The sequence below is a fragment of the Pyxidicoccus sp. MSG2 genome (genome assembly GCF_026626705.1).
Lineage (GTDB): Bacteria > Myxococcota > Myxococcia > Myxococcales > Myxococcaceae > Myxococcus.
In genome coordinates, this window is sequence record NZ_JAPNKC010000001.1 from 7,095,374 (window position 1) to 7,112,127 (window position 16,754).

Below are 16,754 nucleotides of genomic sequence, written 5' to 3' on the forward strand. Positions count from 1 at the left end.
CCATCACCGAAGCCTCCGAGGGGAGGCGACGGAGGTCTTCGCTCCCACGCGTCTTTGCGCCAGGAGCCAGCCTTCGTCCCCGCTCCTCGCGATTGAGGCCCAACCCGCCCGTGGGGGCGGAGAGGAAGCAGGACGCCGATGAAGACCGCCGACCTGAAGCGCGCCGCACCCTGGACGATGAACGCGGCGCTCGCCGTGGCCACGCTCGCCCTGGCCCTGACCGCCACCGGCTGCCGCCCCGAGTGCGTGGACGCCTACGACTGTCGCTCCGACAACGGCCAGCCCCCCGCGGGCGAGCGCTGGGTCTGCAGCGACGAGAAGTGCGACACCGCGCCCATCGACGAGGAGGAGCCCACGGCGGACGCCGGGACGGATGCGGGGACCGATGCTGGCACCGACGCCGGGACGGACGCGGGCACCGACGCCGGGACGGACCCGTGTGTCACGGCCACGTACGACGCGAAGCTGGGCACGCTGCAGCTCCAGACGGGCTTCCGCGTGGCCGAGGCCCCCGCGCTTCCGGCCGACGTGGAAGCCGTGACCTCCACGCCCGGTCCCACGTACTCGCTCTATGCGGTGCGCGGCACCACCGGCAAGGACTCCGCGCTGTACTCGCTGGGCACGTGGCCCGACCTCCAGCTCGCCACCACGAAGCTCTACGACGTGGTCACCACGGCGGACCGCTCGGCCGCCGCCGACGTGTACTCCAGCGGCTTCCTCTCTCATGACGGCCAGCGGCTGTTCGCCGGGTACACCACCGCGGCGTCGGGGGCTCCGGGCTCCATCGTCGCCTACGACATCGCCACGCCCGGCGACTCGACGTACGTCTCCGCGCCGAAGAACTACACCGCCGCGGCCTTCTCCGCCGACACCACCACCGCGCTGCTGGTCAATGGCGGCGGGGTGGGCTCGGCTTCGGACGGCCTGGGCGTCTACGCCCTGGTGACCTCCGCGAAGCCCTTCACCGCGACGAAGGTGGCCACCCTGCCCGCGAATGCGGGCGCGAGCGGCTACACCGCCGTGGCGAACAACGGCATCACCGTGCTGGGCTACGCCGCGACTCCGGACTACGTGAACCAGGTCCACGCGGTGGCGCCGTCGAAGATGTCGCAGGCCCTCTCCTCGGGCACGCCGGTGGACCTGGGCGCGCAGCCGAAGTTCGACGTGGGCAGCAACTTCAGCGGCGTCGCGGCCTTCGGTGACGGCGTGGCCCTCAACCGCGGCGACTTCAACTCAAGCTTCCAGTTCGTCGCCACGGACGTGTCGCGCTACCCGCTCACCATCGGCATCAGCAACGACGTCGCCATCAGCTCTCGCGTGCCGGTGCTCGTCTACGCGGACCAGTGCACCTCCGTGAATCTGCTGTCGTCGCTCGGTCCTGACCTGCTCGTGGGGCTGAAGGACAAGAACGGCCGCCGCCTCGTGCGCATCCAGCAGGCGCCGTGAGCCCGCGCCGCTCCATGCCATGGCGCCGGGGCGCGGTGCTCGCCGCGCTCCTGGCCCTCGCCGCCTGCGGTGGCGAGGACGGCCCCGCCACGCCCGACGCGGGCACCGGGATGGATGCCGGCACCGACGCCGGAGTCCGCCCTTCGGACCCGTACGCCGACGAGGTGGTCGAGTACGTGCCCGGAGACGGCGCCGGCTTCGGACAGGACCGCTTCCCCTCGGTGGTGCTCGGTCCTCCCGCCGGCGTGGGCCCGGACAACGGCTCGCTCGACGTGCTCTCGCTGGGCCGCCAGGGCCGCATCACCCTGCGCTTCATCGACGTGGCCGTCATCGACGGGCCCGGCGTGGACCTGCTCGTCTTCGAGAACGCCTTCGCCACCCCGGGCGGAGGCTCCTACGCGGAGACGGGCGTGGTGGAGGTGAGTGACGACAACGTCACGTGGAAGGCCTTCCCCTGCGCCTTCCGGGACGCGGCCGGGCGCTACCCGGGCTGTGCCGGCGTCCACCCCGTCATGGCCAACCCCGCCAACGGCGTCAGCGCCACGGACCCCGCCGTGGCGGGCGGTGACGGCTTCGACCTGGCCACCGTCGGCCTGCGCCGCGCTCGCTACGTGCGCATCATCGACAGCGGTGCCAACGGCTACGGCGACACGGCCGGAGGCTTCGACCTGGACGCCGTCGCCGTCGTGAATGGCGAGCCCCTTCAGGGCTCCTCGCCGTGAGCCGCGCTCCGCCTCCTCCCCATCTCGAGGAGGTGGACCGCCGCTCCGCGCTGCGCACCCTGCTGCGCTGCACCTGTGCCCTGGCCGCCGCCGGGGCCGGGTGCGGTGGGGAGTGGCGCGAGGCGGTGGTGCTCGACGCTCCGGCACCGGACGCCGGAGCCTGCTCGGAAGCGCCCACGCCGGGCACCGCCGGGGAGGGCTGGGTGGAGGTGAAGCTCGACGACTTCCCCGCGCTCCGCGAGCCGGGCGGGGCCGCCGAGGTGCGCGTCCCCCAGGCGCTGCTGGACGTGGTGGTGGTGCACACCTCGCCCGGCTGCTACGCGGCGCTCTGGCGCATCTGCACCCATGGAGACTGCGCCGTCGGGTGGAAGCCGGCGGAGGGGCTCTTGGAGTGCCCCTGCCATGGCTCGCGCTTCGGCCAGGACGGCCGCGTCCTCAACGGGCCCGCCACCCGCCCCCTCACCACCTTCCCGGCCGTGAGGGTGGGGACGTCCGTCTTCATCCACCGGCCCCGCTGACCCCGGGGCCGCCTCCCCTGGCCCCCCCATACTGCCAGTCATGACGCGGCGCGGAGTTCCTCGCCGGGAGTCCGGGTCCACCCCCTTGTGGGCCCGGTATTCACCTCCTTCTCTCAAGAGTCGGGAGAGTCGTGTAATGTCGGGCATTCGATGTGGCAGATCATCATCAACGGGCCCGGCTACTTCGACACGTCCTACGATCTGCCCGAGGGCGTGACGAGCCTCGGCCGTGCGGACGAGAACGACATCGTCCTGGGCGGCGACCTCGTCTCGCGCCGTCACGCTCGGCTGTACGTCGAGGGTGACATGCTGCGCATCGAGGACCTGGGCAGCCGCAACGGCAGCCGCGTCAACGGCGCGCCGCTGCAGGGCTCGCGTCCCCTCATCCCCGGCGACACGGTGGCGCTCGGAGAGAACACGCTCTCCGTCCGCCAGCCCAACACGGTGGAGAGCGCGGCCACGGAGATGGTGGACCTGGGCGCGGGCGGGGTGGTGCGCTTCGGCCACGGGCAGGACGTGGGCCCCGGCGTGCTCCTCGCGAAGAACGTGAAGGACGCGGACGTCCTGCGCCTGCTGGACAACGTGGGCTCCCTCCCCTTCGACGACACCTTCTCCACGGCCTCGCCGGTACCGGCCACCGCCAGCCCGCGCGTGGGGCAGGAGACGCTGGTGCTGCTGTTCCGCACCGCGGAAGCGCTGGCCACCGCCACCACGCTGTCCACCTTCCTCGACAACACCATGGACCGGTTGCTGGAGCGCACCGGCTCCACCACCGCCGTGGTGCTGCTCAAGCACTCCAGTGGCGCCCTCGTCCCCGCGGCCGTGCGCCACCGGGGCAAGCTGGCCAAGGGCGAGGTGCCCGTGTCGGACGCCATCGTCGAGGAGGCCCTGCGCCAGGGCCGCGCGCTCGCGGTGGACGACGTGCGCGACGACCGCCGCTTCGCCGGTCGCGAGAGCGTCATGCTCTACGGCGTGGACCGGGTGCTGTGCATCCCCATCGGCTCCGAGCCGCCCTACGCCGGCGTCCTCTACGTCAACACCGCCGCCAAGGGCGACACCAGCGTGGAGGTGATGCTGGACGCGTGCACCGCGGTGTCGCACCTGGTCGCCACCGGCGTGCAGAAGTTCGGCCCGCGTGACGGCTCGCCCGTGTCGGAGCGGCTGAAGCGGACGCTGGAGCGCTTCCACCCGCCGGACATCGCCGAGCGCCGCGCCGCCGAGGCCCAGCGCCAGGGCGGCAGGCTCCCCGGTCTGGAGGAGCGCAACGTCACCGTGTTGCATGTGGAACTGGTGAACTTCACCGCCGTGGCCTCGAAGCTGGGCGCGCAGCGGGCCACGCAGATGCTCAACGACTTCCACTCGCGCATGAGCGGCATCGTCTTCAGCTTCGAGGCCACCGTGGAGGGCTTCCAGGGCGACTCCATGCGCGCGCTCTTCGGCGTGCCGTACGCCAAGGGCGAGGACTCGGTGCGCGCCGTGCGTGCCGCCCTCGCGGTGCGCGCCGACTGGGAGCGGGCCAACTTCCGCCGCCCCCAGGACGAGCGCTGCGAGCTGCGCATCGCCCTGCACACCACCCGCGCGCTGGTGGGGATGATCGGCAACGAGGTCCGCTCGGACTACACCCTGGTGGGGGAGGGGGTGGGGGTGGCCGGCTGGCTGGCTGCTACCGGCAGCCCCGGGCAGGTACTGATTACCGGCAAGGTCCTGGCCTCCGTCGGGGCCCGCTTCGACGTGCAACCCCTGGGAGAGAGGCTGCTTCGCCCTCCCAAGGACAGGATGGCCGCCTTCGAGGTGATTGAAGAGGATGTAGGCCAGCTCACCAACCCTGGCCTGCGGTGAAAACCCCCCGCGTCCGGTTGACGGGTTGATGGAACGGGCCAGACCGGGGTTCAATGCTGTCCCCGCCCAAGTGGTGCCTCCCCACACCGCATGAACGCCTCCACCCAACCCGCCCGGCTGAGACCCTTCCGGCCCCAGCCCTTTGGCCGGTACACGCTCCTGTCGCACCTGGCGACGGGCGGCATGGGGGAAATCTATCTCGCGAGGCTGGAGGGCGCGCAGGGCTTCGAGAAGCTCTGCGTCATCAAGAAAATCCTCCCGCAGCTCGCGGCGGACCAGGAGTTCGTCGAGCGCTTCGTGGGCGAGGCGCGCACGCTGGTGCGGCTCAGCCACGGCTCCATTGCCCAGGTGCTGGACATGGGGCTGCACGAGGACGAGGCCTACATGGCCCTCGAGCACGTGGACGGCAAGGATTTGCGCAAGGTGGGCGCGCGCGTGCGCGACAGGCAGGTGCCGCTGCCGCTCACGTTCATCCTCTACGTCATCGGCCGGGTGCTGGACGCGCTCGCCTACGCGCACCGCAAGAAGGATGACGACGGGGAGGACCTGAAGCTCGTCCACCGGGACATCTCGCCGCAGAACATCCTCATCTCCTACGAGGGGGAGGTGAAGGTCATCGACTTCGGCCTGGCCAAGAGCCGGCTGTCGGCGGCGAAGACGAACCCGAGCATCATCCTGGGCAAGTTCCTCTACATGTCGCCGGAGCAGGCGCGGCACCAGCCGGTGGACCGCCGCAGTGACCTGTACGCGGTGGGGCTGTGCCTCTACGAGCTCATCTGCGGGAAGAATCCCTTCGACGGCGTGCACCCCGGCGAGCTGATGACGGTGGTGGCGCAGCCGAAGATTCCGCCGCTGGACGAGGCGGAGCCGCTCACGCCGCGCGCGGTGACGGCGCTGGTGGCCAAGGCGCTGGCGGTGGAGCCTTCGCAGCGCTTCCAGACGGCGGAGGAGTTCCGCGGGCGGCTGCAGACCTGCCTGATGGAAATCGACGCGAGCGCGGGCCCGGAGAGCGTCAGCCGGTTCATGCGCGAGCTGTTCGCCGCGGACTTCCAGTCCGAGCGCCGGCTGCTGGCGACCCTCAAGGAGGTGCCGCGCGTGCCCCCCGGCGAGGCGGGGCCGGAGGAGGGTGGCGGCGCGTCGCGCCCGGCGATGCAGGCCCTGCTGCCGGCGAAGACCATCCGCCTGGACGGGCCGGTGCAGCCGCTGTCCTTCCAGCCCACCCCGCGCAGCCGCGACGGCAGCGGCCCGGTGACGGACGGCGAGACGCGTCCCGGCGTCATGCTGGACGAGGCAACCCGGCCCGCCTTCCCGCTGGAGGCGCTGGAGGAAGAGGCCCGCGCCCGCGCCGCGCGCCAGGAGTCGTCGGAGTCGGCGTCCTCGCCCTCGTCCTCGGTGGAGGTGCGGCCGGAGGCCTTCGTGCGCCAGGGCCCCGCCGAGCCCGCCCCTGCCCCTGCCCCCGCTCCCGCCGTCCCCGTCGTCGCCCGCCCGGCCACGCTGACGCGCGAAGTCCCCATGGCGGTGCTCCCGCCCGAGGCGCTTCCGCCCGTGCCCGCGCCGCGGCCCGTGCCGCACGACCTCCGCCCCACCGAGCTGGCGATGCCCAGCGTCGGCTCCCGCGCGTCCCCGGAGATGCCCTGGGATGACGGGCCGGAGGCCCCCGCCGCCGCCAATGCGGAGTCGACGGACCCTCGCGCCGAGCCGCTCTCCGCGGAGCCGCGCGCCTTCTCGGTGCCGCCGCCTCCTCCGCCTCCGTCGCGCACCGGCATGCCGCCCGTTGCCTCCGCGCTCCCCGCGGTGGGCGCGCCTGCTCCGGCCCCCCGCCCGCCGATGGCGCCTGTTCCGGCGCAGGCGGGTCCCCGTCCGGGTGCGCCGTCGGCCGCCGCACCGGCGCCGTCTCCCACGGCGCCCGCGCAGGCTCCGCGCCCCGGTGCGCCCGCGGCCGTTGCTTCGGCGCCTCCTCCAGCGGGAGCGCCCGCCCGTCCGGCGATGGGCGCCACGCCTCCGCCGCCTCCACCGGCGTCCTCCGCCGAGCCGCCCCCGCGTCCGCAGGTGAGCGCCGGGCCACCGCCGCCGCCTCCGTCAGTGGCCCCCATGCGTCCGGGCGCGTCCGCCGCGCCCGTGCCGCCGTCCCCGTCCGCCGCGCCCGTGCCGCCGTCCCCGTCCGCCGCGCCCGTGGCGGCGCCCCAGCGCACCGGAGCGGTGATGATGCCCGCGGTGACGCTGGTGACCGCGGCTCCGCCGCCGCCGCGCACCGCGTCCCTCACGGCGATGCCCATGGTGGTGCCGCCGCCCGCGGGCTCCACGCCGTCCAGGGGCTCGCCCTCCGTTGCTCCCAACGCCGACCTGGACGTGGTGCCCGGAGTCGCCGAGGAAGATGATGCCGGGCTCGCCGCGCCTGGCGACGGCGAGGAGAGCGCGGGCGAGTCGGAGATGCCCGTCCTCTCGCCCGAGGAGATGGGCCACTCCGAGGATGCGCCCCGGCCCGGCGACGGGGACACGCACCCGCGCATCGCCCGTCCCTCGCGCACCGAGCGGCACGAGGACACGCAGCCCCGCGTCGCACGCGACTCCGACACGGACCCGCGCGTCCAGCAACGCCACGACGACACGCAGCCCCGCGTGGTGCTGGACGAGGCGCTCCTGCGCGACGTGGATGGCGCCGACTCCGGTCAGGAGGAGAAGTCCGGACCGAACCGGCCCCGCGCCTCTCCGCGCCGCGCGCGTGCCTCCTCCGTGTCGATTCCCGCCCACCAGGGCGCCACCCGCCGCACGGGCTCGACTCCGGCCGTCCGTTCCGCGCCCGCGCCGTCGCGGGTGGACGACGAGGAGGACGACGACGTCCGCGTGTCCCTCACGTCGCACGAGGAGACGCGCCGCACGCCCATTCCCGTCCGCCCGGGCTCCGAGCCCGTCACCGCGCGCCAACCTGGCGAGAACACCCGCCGCACGGCGGTGCCCGCGCGCCCCGCGCGCAAGGGGACGGGGTTGCTGGCCGTGGGGCTGGTGGTCGTCCTGCTGGCCGGCGCCATCCTGATGCTCGCGCTCAGCCCCGCGCTCCGCGTGTCCATGGGGCTGGAGGCGCTGCCCGAGGACGGGCCTCCTTCTCCGCGGCCCGTGGTGCCGGCGCGCAAGGCGTCCGCCACCAAGCCCGGTGCCGCCACCGCGCGCGCCGACACGGCCGAGGCCGGCGCCGAGAAGGCCGTGCAGGCTCCGGCGGAAGTCCCCGCCGTGCAGGCCGCCGCCCCCGCCGAGGCCGCTCAGGGCGAAGCGGCCGTCGGCACGCAGGCCGCTCCCGCCGAGGCGCCCGTCGCCGCGAAGGACGGCGCGGAGGCCGTCGAAGCCCCCGCCGCCGCGAAGGAGGCCGTCGAAGCCCCCGCCGCCGCGAAGGAGACCGTCGAAGCCCCCGCCGCCGCGAAGGAGACCGCCGCGGCTCCGACGGCGCCGGCCGAGGCGCCTGGCACCGAGCCAACCCCGGCCGTGGCCGTGGCGGAGGAGGACGTGGACTCGGACCTGCTCGCGCCGCTTCCGGCCCCGAAGGCCGCCGCGCAGGTGAAGAAGGCGCCGCCTCCGAAGAAGCCGGCGCGTCCCGTCATCATCCGGGGAAGAGGCAGCCGAGAGACCACGCAACTGCAGCGCGAGTGGCGCGACACGAATGCGCTCTACATCCGGCTCAAGGGCCAGTACTCGTGCGATCAGCTGAAGACCTGGTGCATGCGCTACCCGGGCATCAAAAAAGAGGTGGAGGCCGCCGGCGACGTCAATGCCCCGGACACGCTGGACAAGGTGCAGGACATGAGGAGCAGCCTCGACGCCCTGCGCAAGAGCCTGGAGTAGCTTCGTGACGTCGCTGCTCGTCACCCGCGGGCTGCAGGCGGGCTATGGCCCGCGCCCCGTGCTGCACGGCGTGGACTGCGAGGTGCGCCCTGGTGAGCTGTGGGCGGTGCTCGGGCCCAACGGCACGGGGAAGAGCACGCTGCTGCGCGCGGTGCTCGGGGTGGTGCCCTGGGTGCGCGGCGAGGTGCGGCTGCTCGGACGGGAGCGCGAGGAGTGGGAGCCGCGCGCGCTGGCCCGCAAGGTGGCGTGGGTGCCGCAGACCTTCGAGCCGGCGGAGGGCTTCAGTGGGCTGGAGCTGGTGCTGATGGGCCGGGGCCCGCACCTGGGCCTGTGGGGCCTGCCCTCCGCGAAGGACGTGGCGCTGGCGCGCACCGTGCTGGAGGAACTGGACGTCGCGTACCTCGCGGACCGGCCCGGCGAGGCGCTCTCCGGCGGCGAGCGGCGCATGCTGCTGCTGGCCCGGGGCCTGGTGCAGGCGCCGGAATTGCTGCTGCTGGACGAGCCCACCGCCTTCCTCGACGTGGCCCACCAGGTGGGGACGCTCGCCCGGGTGCGCGCGCGCGTGGACGCGGGGCTGGGCGCGGTGGCGGTGCTCCATGACGTCAACCTCGCCGCCGCCTTCGCCACCCACGTGCTGCTGCTGCGCGACGGGAAGGTGCTCGCGCAGGGGCCGGCGGACACGGTGCTGGAGCGGGGCGCGCTGGAGTCCCTCTACGGGCTCCCCATGGAGACGGCGCTGGCCCCCTCGGGAGCGCGCCTCTTCGCGCCCCGCGCGCCCTCGCGCTGACGCGCCCTACTTGCGGCCCTTCGCTCCGTCCTGCTGGCCACCGCCCGCGGAGCCCGCGCCGCCGGCCCCCTTCCCCGGGTTCGCCGGGCCCGCCGTCGCGCCTCCCGGAGCGGCGGGGCCGCCCTCCTTGCCGGAGCCACCCGTGGCCGGCTCACCCCCGGGAGGGCTGACCCGGTAGGCATCGGCCAGGTTGGTCCCCAGCCCGGCCACGACTGTCTGGGGCAGGCCTCCCGCGGACTCTCCCAGAAGGGGGGTGTTGGGGCCCGCGGTGACGCCACCCAGCCGCATGTCCCGGGCAAGCTGCCCGGAGGCGGGCGCCTGGTTGCTCGTGGCTGGATGCTCGTTCGAGGTGCCGAGCGGCCGGGCCGCGTCCTGCTGGGGCGTCTCGAAGGCACGCCCCTCCCGGTTCCTCTCGCCCCCCCTGCATCCGGCCGCCGCGAGCACACCGCCCGCGAGCAGGCCCACCACCCATCGCCTCGCGCCTTGCCTCATGTCGTCGCTCCCTGGCTTTCGACAAAGCTAGGGACGCGGAGTGCGGCTCCGGGCACGGAGTCCACCGGGGGGCCGGCAGTCCGCCCGGCGAACCGGGATGTCGTGGTTTTGACAAGAGGCCGGAAGGCGGGAAACCCTGGGGGTCCCCCATGCTCCGCTACGCCCTGGCCATCTTCACCAGCGCCTTCCTGTTGTTCGGGGTGCAGCCGCTCGCGGGGCGCTACGCGCTACCGTGGTACGGCGGCACGCCCGGCGTGTGGACGGCGTGCATGCTCTTCTTCCAGGCGGCACTGCTGGGAGGCTACGCGTACGCGCATGGACTGGCGTCGCGGCTGGCCCCGCGCACGCAGGCGCGGGTGCACCTGGGACTGCTCGCGGTGGCGGTGGCGGTGCTGGGCGCTCGGGCGCTGTGGGAGGGCTCCCCGGTGGCACCGGGGCCCGGATGGCGCCCCTCGGACACGGACCTTCCCGTGCTGCGGCTGGTGGTGATGCTGGCGGCCACCATCGGCCTGCCCTTCTTCGTGCTGAGCACCACCGGGCCGCTGCTGCAGTCATGGTTCGCCCTCGCGCGGCCGGGCCGCTCGCCCTATCCGCTGTACGCGCTGTCCAACGTGGGCTCGTTGCTGGCGCTGCTCGGCTATCCCTTCCTGGTGGAGCCGTGGGTGGGGCGCGGCGCGCAGGCGTGGGGCTGGGGCGCGGGCTTCGTCGTCTTCGCGGTGGCGTGCGCGGTGTGCGCCGTGGACGTGCTGCGCCGCGCGGACGCGGGCCAGGCAGATGCCAGCCCCGCACCGGCGGAAGCACCCGCTCGGCCGGACGAGGGCGGTGCGAGCCACGAGGAGTCCCGCCCCGGTATTCGCCGCACGCTGACGTGGCTGGGGCTGAGCACGTGCGCGTCGGTGCTGCTGCTCGCGACGACGAACCAGCTCTCCCAGGACGTGGCCGCCGGCCCCTTCCTCTGGGTGCTGCCGCTGGCCCTCTACCTCGTCACCTTCATCCTCGCCTTCGCGCGCGAGTCCTTCTACTCGCGCGCGCTCTGCACGGTGCTGCTCATCGGCTCGGGGGCGGGCATCGCGCACGTGCAGACGGCGGGGCCGCACGCCCCGCTCGCGGTGCAGCTCGCCTCGTATGCGACGGCCCTCTTCGCCGGCTGCATGGTGTGCCACGGCGAGCTGTACCGGCTGCGTCCCGCGCCCAGGCACCTGAGCGCCTTCTACCTGTGGGTCTCCGCGGGCGGGGTGCTCGGCGGCCTCTTCGTCAGCGTCGTTGCCCCGGCCATCTTCCGCAACTACTGGGAGTTCCCGCTGGTGCTCGTCGCCTGCTTCCTGCTGGCGCTCGCGGGCATGGCGAGCCAGCCCCCGGCGGAGTCGCGGAGCCTGCGCCTGCGGCGCATGTTGCGCGGCGCCATGCTGCTCATCGTCGCGGGCAACCTCGTCTACACCATGGTCCGTGAGCAGGGCCGTGCCCGCTTCAGCGCCCGCAACTTCTTCGGCGTGGTGCGGGTGATGGAGCAGAACCTCGATGACCCGGAGGCGCACTTCTTCAGCCTGCGCCACGGCTCCATCACCCACGGCTGGCAGTTCGTCGCCCCCGAGCGCCGCTCCATTCCGACCACCTACTTCACGCGCGAGTCCGGCCTGGGGCTCGCCATCACCGAGCAGCGCCGGCTGCGCGAGGCGGTGGGCCTGCCCCCGGGCCTGCGCGTGGGCATGCTGGGGCTGGGCATTGGCACGAGCGCGGCGCTCCTCGAAGCGGGGGACGTCATGCGCTTCTACGAAATCAACCCGGTGGTCATCTCGCTGGCGGAGGGCGAGGGCGGCTACTTCACCTACCTGAGCGACACCCCCGGGAAGGTGGAGATGGTGGAGGGCGACGCGCGCATCTCCCTGGAGCAGGAGCTGGAGCGCGGCGAGCCCCAGCGCTTCGACGTGCTCGTGCTGGACACCTTCTCCTCGGACTCCGTCCCGGTGCACCTGCTCACCCAGGAGGCGGTGGCGCTCTACGTCCGGCACCTCGCGCCGCACGGCGTGCTCGCGCTGCACATCAGCAACGTGCACCTGGACCTGCTGCCCCTGACGCTGGCGCACGCACGGGCGCTGGGCCTGCGGGCCACCTTCGTGTTCCACGAGACGAAAGGCGCCGCGCTGCGCAGCAACTGGATGCTGATGAGCCCGGACCGCGAGTTCTCCTGGGGCCCCACCTTCGTCCAGGCCGAAGCGCGGGTGCGCCGACTGGGCCTGCGCGGCGAGCCGGACTTCACGTGGACGGACGAGCAGAGCAGCGTGCTGCGGGTGCTTCGCAAGCCGGTTGCCGCGCCGAGCGTCATGGACGTGGAGCCGTCCTCCGGCGCGACGGGCCCGCCCTCCGTGTCCCAGCCCGAGCCGGAGTGACGCTAGGCGCGCGGCGCGGGCAAAGGCCGCGCCGCGGCGGGACTCCAGTCCAGCACCACCAGCAGCAGCAACACCGCGCACGGCAGCCCCAGGGTGGCCGCGCCGTACTGGATGAAGAGCATCGGCCCGCTGGTGCAGCCGAAGAGGAAGGCCACGCCCAGGCCCAGGTGCAGCCGGGTGCGCTCGAACTGGATGGCGGTGGGCAGCTCGCGCACCTGGCGCAGCAGCCCCCGCGCGCCCTGGCCCCGCGCGCCCTCGCGCACCCACGTCACCATCTGCACCAATTGAATTCCGATGTCGGTGATGACGCCCGTCATGTGCGTGGTGCGCACCACCGCGCCGGACACGCGGGTGACGAGCGCGTTCTGCAGGCCCATGGCGAAGGCCAGGCCCCACATGACGGTGGGCTCGCGCGTGCCGGGCACGGAGGAAAGCCAGACGCCGATGCCGCCCAGCAGGCACACCTCGAGCAGCAGCGGCGCGGCGTGACGGCCGCGCGCACGGTGCCGCGAGGCCTCCAGCAGCGCCGTCGCGGCCACCGCCCCCAGCAGGAAGGACAGCAGCAGTTGTCCCGCCAGCTCCGCTCCGTGCCAGTTGCCCGTGGCGAGCGACTCGCCCAGCGTGGCCATGTTCCCGGACATGTGGGACGTGTGCATGCCGAGCGCCACGAAGCCCGTGGCATTCACCGCGCCCGCCACGCCCGAGAGCAGCAGGGCGAGCAGCGTGTACGCACGCCGGTTGCTCGGCGGTGATTGGGGACTGAAAGGCATACGGCGCAAGGACCCCGGAGGCTTTCGAACGCTAACACGGGCCCGAGGCCCCGCAGGGCACGGGTATCCCCCCACCGCGCCCGGCTGCCCGGCGGGGCAGGGGCCCTCCCGGACGGGAGCGCTCAGCCCGGCGGCCACAGCAGGGGCCGGCCCGCCAGCAGGTGCAGGTGGATGTGGAACACCGTCTGCCCCGCGTCGCGCTGGGTGTTCATCACCACCCGGTAGCCGTTGTCGGCGTGGCCGCGCTCACGGGCCACCTTGGCGGCGGCGGTGAGCAGGTGGCCCACCGTCTCACGGTCTTCCGGGGTGATGTCATTCACCGTGGCGATGTGCTTCAGGGGGACGAACAGCACGTGCGTGGGGGCCTGGGGATTGATGTCCTCGAAGGCCAGGCACATCTCGTCGCGGTAGACGACCCGGGCGGGGATGAGGCCGTCTCGGATTTTGCAGAAGAGGCAGTCGGACATGACTCGCGGCTTAGCAACGCGCGGGCCCCGGGGGAATGGTCTCGACGTGCTTCCGTTGGCTCACGGAAGCCGCCACGAGTAGCCCGGGTCCGGCGCGCAGCCCTCGCGCAGGCGCGCCAGCACCAGCGGCCCGGAGCGGGCCACCACCTCGCCCGGGGCGTACTGGGCCGGGGTGATGACGTGGCTGAAGAGGCCCGAGCCCCGCGTCGGCCCGTTGTGCGGGTACAGCGGCACCGGCCGGTGGAAGTAGCTGTAGCCGCCCGTCCACGCCAGGTGCGCCGCCTCGATTTTCAGCCCGCACACCTCGCTCAGCCCGCTGGCCGCCAACAGCAACCGGTTGACGTCCCCCGCGTCGTCCCAGGCGCTCACCTTCGGCCGCGAGTCCTCGTACTGCCCCACGTCGCCAAAGGTCAGCCGCCCCGCGCGCACGCCGGACACCGCGGCCACCACCACCACGCCCAACGCCGCCCCGCTCGCCAGCCGGGAGCCCAGTCCCGTGAGCACCGTGTCGAGCCCCACGCCCGCGAGCGCGGCGAACAGCGGCAGCACGGGCACCAGGAAGCGCAGCTCCTTGTGCGGCTGGAGCGCGTGCAGCAGGAAGAAGACGGCGGTGACGGCCAGCAGGCCCGGCGCCCGGCGCGCGGCCAGCAGCACCAGCGCGCCCGTGAGCAGCGTCACCGCCGGCATGCCCTGGAAGAGGACGCGGCCGTAGTAGCTGAAGGGCGCCGTGCCCCAGCCGGCCGCGCCATTCCGCAGGATGTTGAAGTCCAGGTACACCAGCGCCGAGTGGAACCAGCGGCCCCAGGTGAGCCTGTCCAGGAGCCCATAGGCGAAGGCCCACCCGGCGAGCACCGCCAGCGACTCGCCCGCCGCGCGCCACCGCCGCTGCGCCGCGAGCACGCCCAGCAGCCCCACGCAGAAGATGCCGTTCTGCAGCCGCAGCAGCACCGCCACGCCCAGCAGGCACGCCCCGGCCAGCACCGCCCGCCGCGTGCTCGCCTTCGGCAGGGCCAGCGCCAGCCCCAGCACCACCGGCAGCGCGGAGGCATTCTCGCTCAGCGCCCGGGGCGCGAAGTACAGGGGCACCGCCGCCAGCGCGAAGAGGGACGTGCCCGCCGCCGCCGCCAATTCCGACGCGCCCTGGGAGCGCGCCAGCCGCCAGCTCCCCCAGGCGGTCGCCACCCCCACGAGGCCGAAGAAGCCCTTGATGACGCCCAGGTACGCGCCCGGCGTCGTCACGCCGAGCAGCCGGGCGAGCCCCAGCACTCCCGCCACCAGCCCGGGCAGCACCCAGTTGCGCGCACCCTCGACGAACTCCCAGGCCACCAGGCCGTACCCGTAGACGAGCCGGTGCGCTGGCTCCAGGCTCTGGTACACCTCGTCCGGCCAGTACAGCCCGTCATCGTTGAGGGCCCAATGAATCCGGAAGGCAGCGCCCACGGCGAGGACGCCCACGAGCAGGGCCCGGCCGAGATGGCGCTCGGAGAGGGCGTCCGAGGGGGCTCCAGGGGAGGCTTCGGAGGAGGCGCTGGAGGTGGGAGTGGGTGGCTGGGCGGGGGGCACGGTCAGCGGACACCTCAAAAGGGCGCTCCGGTGATATCCACGTCCTGACGATGAAATCCATCCGCATTTCCCAGCTGCTGGAGGACCGCGACTACGACCTGCGGCTGACGCTGGTCGCCGGCTCGGGCGGCCTGTCGCGCACCGTCGACTCGTCGCGCATCCAGAAGCCGGGCCTGGCGCTGGCGGGCTTCACCGAGCACCTCCACCCCCGCCGCGTCCAGGTCTTCGGCAACACGGAGATTTCCTACCTGCGCACGCTGCCGGAGGACAAGCAGCACGAGTCGCTCGCCAAGCTCTTCGGCGAGGAGGACCTGGCCTGCGTGGTGGTGACCAAGGAACTGGAGATTCCGGACGCGCTCGTCGCCGCGTGTGAGAAGGCGGGCCTCGCCCTGATGAAGACGCCGCTGCTCTCCAGCGACTTCATCATGCGCGTGCAGACCTTCCTGGAAGAGGCCCTCACCGAGTCCAGCAGCCTCCACGGTGTGCTCATGGACGTCTTCGGCGTGGGCATCCTCCTGCTCGGCAAGAGCGGCATCGGCAAGAGCGAGATTGCCCTCGATTTGGTGATGCGTGCCCACCGGCTGGTGGCGGACGACATCGTCGACGTCACCCGCCGCAAGGGGGCCGTCTACGGAGCTGGCAACCCCGTCATCAAGCACCACATGGAGATTCGCGGCCTGGGCATCATCAACATCAAAGATTTGTTCGGGGTTGCCGCCGTCCGCGAGCAGAAGAAGATTGAATTGGTCATCGAGTTGCAGGAGTGGGACCCGCATCAGGAGTACGACCGTTTGGGAGTGGACGACAAACACCTGCAGATTGTCGGCGTCGACATCCCGCTGTCCGTGGTGCCGGTCCGTCCGGGCCGGAACATGGCAACCATCATCGAAGTGGCCGCGCGCAACCAATTGTTGAAGCTGCAGGGCCACCACTCCGCGCGGGAGTTCGCCGAGCGGCTCAACCGGGCCATCGCCGAAGGGGCGATGCGCCGCACCCTGGGAGAAGAGGTCGAGTGACCGCCCCCTCTAAGCAGATTGTCGTCATCACCGGCATGTCGGGCTCTGGAAAGTCCACGGCCATCCGGGCGCTGGAGGATGCGGGCTTCTTCTGCATCGACAACCTGCCGGTGCTGCTCTTGCCCAAGCTCACGGAGCTGGCGGGCGGCGGCCACTTCGAGCGCATGGCCCTGGTGATAGACGTGCGCGAGGGCGTCTTCCTCAAGGACGCCCCCCGCATGCTGGCCGAGGTCCGCCGCGCCGGACACCAGGTGGAGGTGCTCTTCCTGGACTCCAGCGATGACAGCCTCATCCGCCGCTTCAGCGAGACGCGCCGCCGTCACCCGCTGGCCCCCAACGGCACCGTCGCCGAGGGCATCAAGGCCGAGCGCGAGGCGCTGAGAGACCTCCGCGAGCTGGCGGACCAGGTCATCGACTCGTCCGCGCTGAACGTGCACGACTTGAAGCGCATGGTGCAGGCGCGCTTCAGCCCGGAGCCTGCGGCGGGGCCCAGCCTGTCCATCATGTCCTTCGGCTACCGGTACGGCGTACCGCCGCAGGCGGACCTCGTCCTGGATGTGCGCTTCCTGCCCAACCCGTACTTCGTCCCGGAGCTGAAGGGACTGACGGGCAAGGTCCCCAAGGTGTCCGCCTACGTGCTGGACCGCGAGGAGACGCAGCAGTTCCTCGACAAGGTGGTGGACCTCTGCCGCTTCCTCTTCCCCCGCTACCAGAAGGAGGGGAAGGCCTACCTCACCGTGGCGCTCGGGTGTACCGGTGGCAAACACCGCTCGGTGGCGATTGCAGCTGAATTGACGCGGCGCCTCCAGGACGCCAACACCCGCGTCCAGCTCTGGGACCGCGACATCGAGAAAGAGTAGCCGCGGCGGGTCAATTCCTACCTTCGCAATCCCGGGCGAGGTCCTGTTTGGTT

General features: G+C 72.8%; 13 protein-coding genes. 9 read left to right on the top strand and 4 right to left on the bottom strand.

All coding sequences use genetic code 11. The annotated features are described in order from the left end of the window. Positions 1-138: 138 nt before the first annotated feature. The 6 genes from OV427_RS27990 (at position 139) to OV427_RS28015 (ending at position 9,146) form a co-directional block, all read left to right on the top strand. Positions 139-1,446, top strand: coding sequence for a hypothetical protein (locus OV427_RS27990; protein ID WP_267859242.1), 1,308 nt, complete (start codon positions 139-141; stop codon positions 1,444-1,446). Next, complete coding sequence (locus tag OV427_RS27995; protein ID WP_267859243.1) at positions 1,443-2,168, top strand: cell surface protein; 726 nt, start codon at positions 1,443-1,445, stop codon at positions 2,166-2,168. The genes OV427_RS27990 and OV427_RS27995 overlap by 4 nt, the downstream gene beginning before the upstream one ends. Beyond that, positions 2,165-2,686, top strand: coding sequence for a ubiquinol-cytochrome c reductase iron-sulfur subunit (locus tag OV427_RS28000; protein WP_267859244.1), 522 nt, complete (start codon positions 2,165-2,167; stop codon positions 2,684-2,686). The genes OV427_RS27995 and OV427_RS28000 overlap by 4 nt, the downstream gene beginning before the upstream one ends. 150 nt (positions 2,687-2,836) lie before the next feature. Continuing rightward, entirely contained in the window at positions 2,837-4,525 is a 1,689-nt protein-coding gene (locus tag OV427_RS28005; RefSeq protein WP_267859245.1) for an FHA domain-containing protein, read from the top strand. A 90-nt stretch (positions 4,526-4,615) separates the two neighbouring features. Then, positions 4,616-8,359, top strand: coding sequence for a serine/threonine-protein kinase (locus tag OV427_RS28010; protein WP_267859246.1), 3,744 nt, complete (start codon positions 4,616-4,618; stop codon positions 8,357-8,359). Positions 8,360-8,363: 4 nt separating this feature from the next. Next, positions 8,364-9,146 (top strand): ABC transporter ATP-binding protein, encoded by a 783-nt coding sequence (locus tag OV427_RS28015; RefSeq protein WP_267859247.1) that lies wholly within the window; start codon positions 8,364-8,366, stop codon positions 9,144-9,146. A 6-nt stretch (positions 9,147-9,152) separates the two neighbouring features. Here the strand turns inward: OV427_RS28015 and OV427_RS28020 are convergent, their stop codons facing one another. Continuing rightward, on the bottom strand, positions 9,153-9,638 hold the full coding sequence (locus OV427_RS28020; RefSeq protein ID WP_267859248.1) for a hypothetical protein: 486 nt from the start codon (positions 9,636-9,638) through the stop codon (positions 9,153-9,155). Positions 9,639-9,787: 149 nt separating this feature from the next. On the opposite strand from OV427_RS28020, the gene OV427_RS28025 reads away from it, so the two are divergent. Continuing rightward, entirely contained in the window at positions 9,788-12,025 is a 2,238-nt protein-coding gene (locus OV427_RS28025; RefSeq protein ID WP_267859249.1) for a ferrichrome ABC transporter permease, read from the top strand. A 2-nt stretch (positions 12,026-12,027) separates the two neighbouring features. On the opposite strand, the gene OV427_RS28030 is transcribed toward OV427_RS28025, so the two are convergent. From OV427_RS28030 to OV427_RS28040, 3 genes are all read right to left on the bottom strand, one after another. Further along, positions 12,028-12,795 carry a YoaK family protein gene (locus tag OV427_RS28030; protein ID WP_267859250.1) on the bottom strand — a complete coding sequence of 256 codons (768 nt, stop codon included), beginning with the start codon at positions 12,793-12,795 and terminating at the stop codon, positions 12,028-12,030. Between the two features lie 122 nt (positions 12,796-12,917). Continuing rightward, on the bottom strand, positions 12,918-13,262 hold the full coding sequence (locus OV427_RS28035) for a histidine triad nucleotide-binding protein (RefSeq protein ID WP_267859251.1): 345 nt from the start codon (positions 13,260-13,262) through the stop codon (positions 12,918-12,920). Positions 13,263-13,322: 60 nt separating this feature from the next. After that, positions 13,323-14,825: a hypothetical protein gene (locus OV427_RS28040; protein ID WP_267859252.1), complete on the bottom strand. Its 1,503-nt coding sequence runs from the start codon at positions 14,823-14,825 to the stop codon at positions 13,323-13,325. Positions 14,826-14,875: 50 nt separating this feature from the next. Between OV427_RS28040 and hprK the strand changes: the two genes are divergently transcribed. Continuing rightward, a complete protein-coding gene (gene hprK / locus OV427_RS28045; protein WP_267859253.1) occupies positions 14,876-15,841 on the top strand; it encodes an HPr(Ser) kinase/phosphatase in 966 nt (321 codons plus the stop codon). Then, positions 15,838-16,701 carry an RNase adapter RapZ gene (rapZ, locus tag OV427_RS28050; protein WP_267859254.1) on the top strand — a complete coding sequence of 288 codons (864 nt, stop codon included), beginning with the start codon at positions 15,838-15,840 and terminating at the stop codon, positions 16,699-16,701. Before hprK ends, rapZ begins: the two co-directional genes overlap by 4 nt. Positions 16,702-16,754 lie beyond the last annotated feature (53 nt).

Coding starts and splice junctions, on each gene's coding strand:
- OV427_RS27990 (WP_267859242.1), top strand. CDS start 139: ATGAAGACCGCCGACCTGAAGCGCGCCGCACCCTGGACGATGAACGCG.
- OV427_RS28005 (WP_267859245.1), top strand. CDS start 2,837: ATGTGGCAGATCATCATCAACGGGCCCGGCTACTTCGACACGTCCTAC.
- OV427_RS28010 (WP_267859246.1), top strand. CDS start 4,616: ATGAACGCCTCCACCCAACCCGCCCGGCTGAGACCCTTCCGGCCCCAG.
- OV427_RS28020 (WP_267859248.1), bottom strand. CDS start 9,638: ATGAGGCAAGGCGCGAGGCGATGGGTGGTGGGCCTGCTCGCGGGCGGT.
- OV427_RS28025 (WP_267859249.1), top strand. CDS start 9,788: ATGCTCCGCTACGCCCTGGCCATCTTCACCAGCGCCTTCCTGTTGTTC.
- OV427_RS28030 (WP_267859250.1), bottom strand. CDS start 12,795: ATGCCTTTCAGTCCCCAATCACCGCCGAGCAACCGGCGTGCGTACACG.
- OV427_RS28035 (WP_267859251.1), bottom strand. CDS start 13,262: ATGTCCGACTGCCTCTTCTGCAAAATCCGAGACGGCCTCATCCCCGCC.
- hprK (WP_267859253.1), top strand. CDS start 14,876: ATGAAATCCATCCGCATTTCCCAGCTGCTGGAGGACCGCGACTACGAC.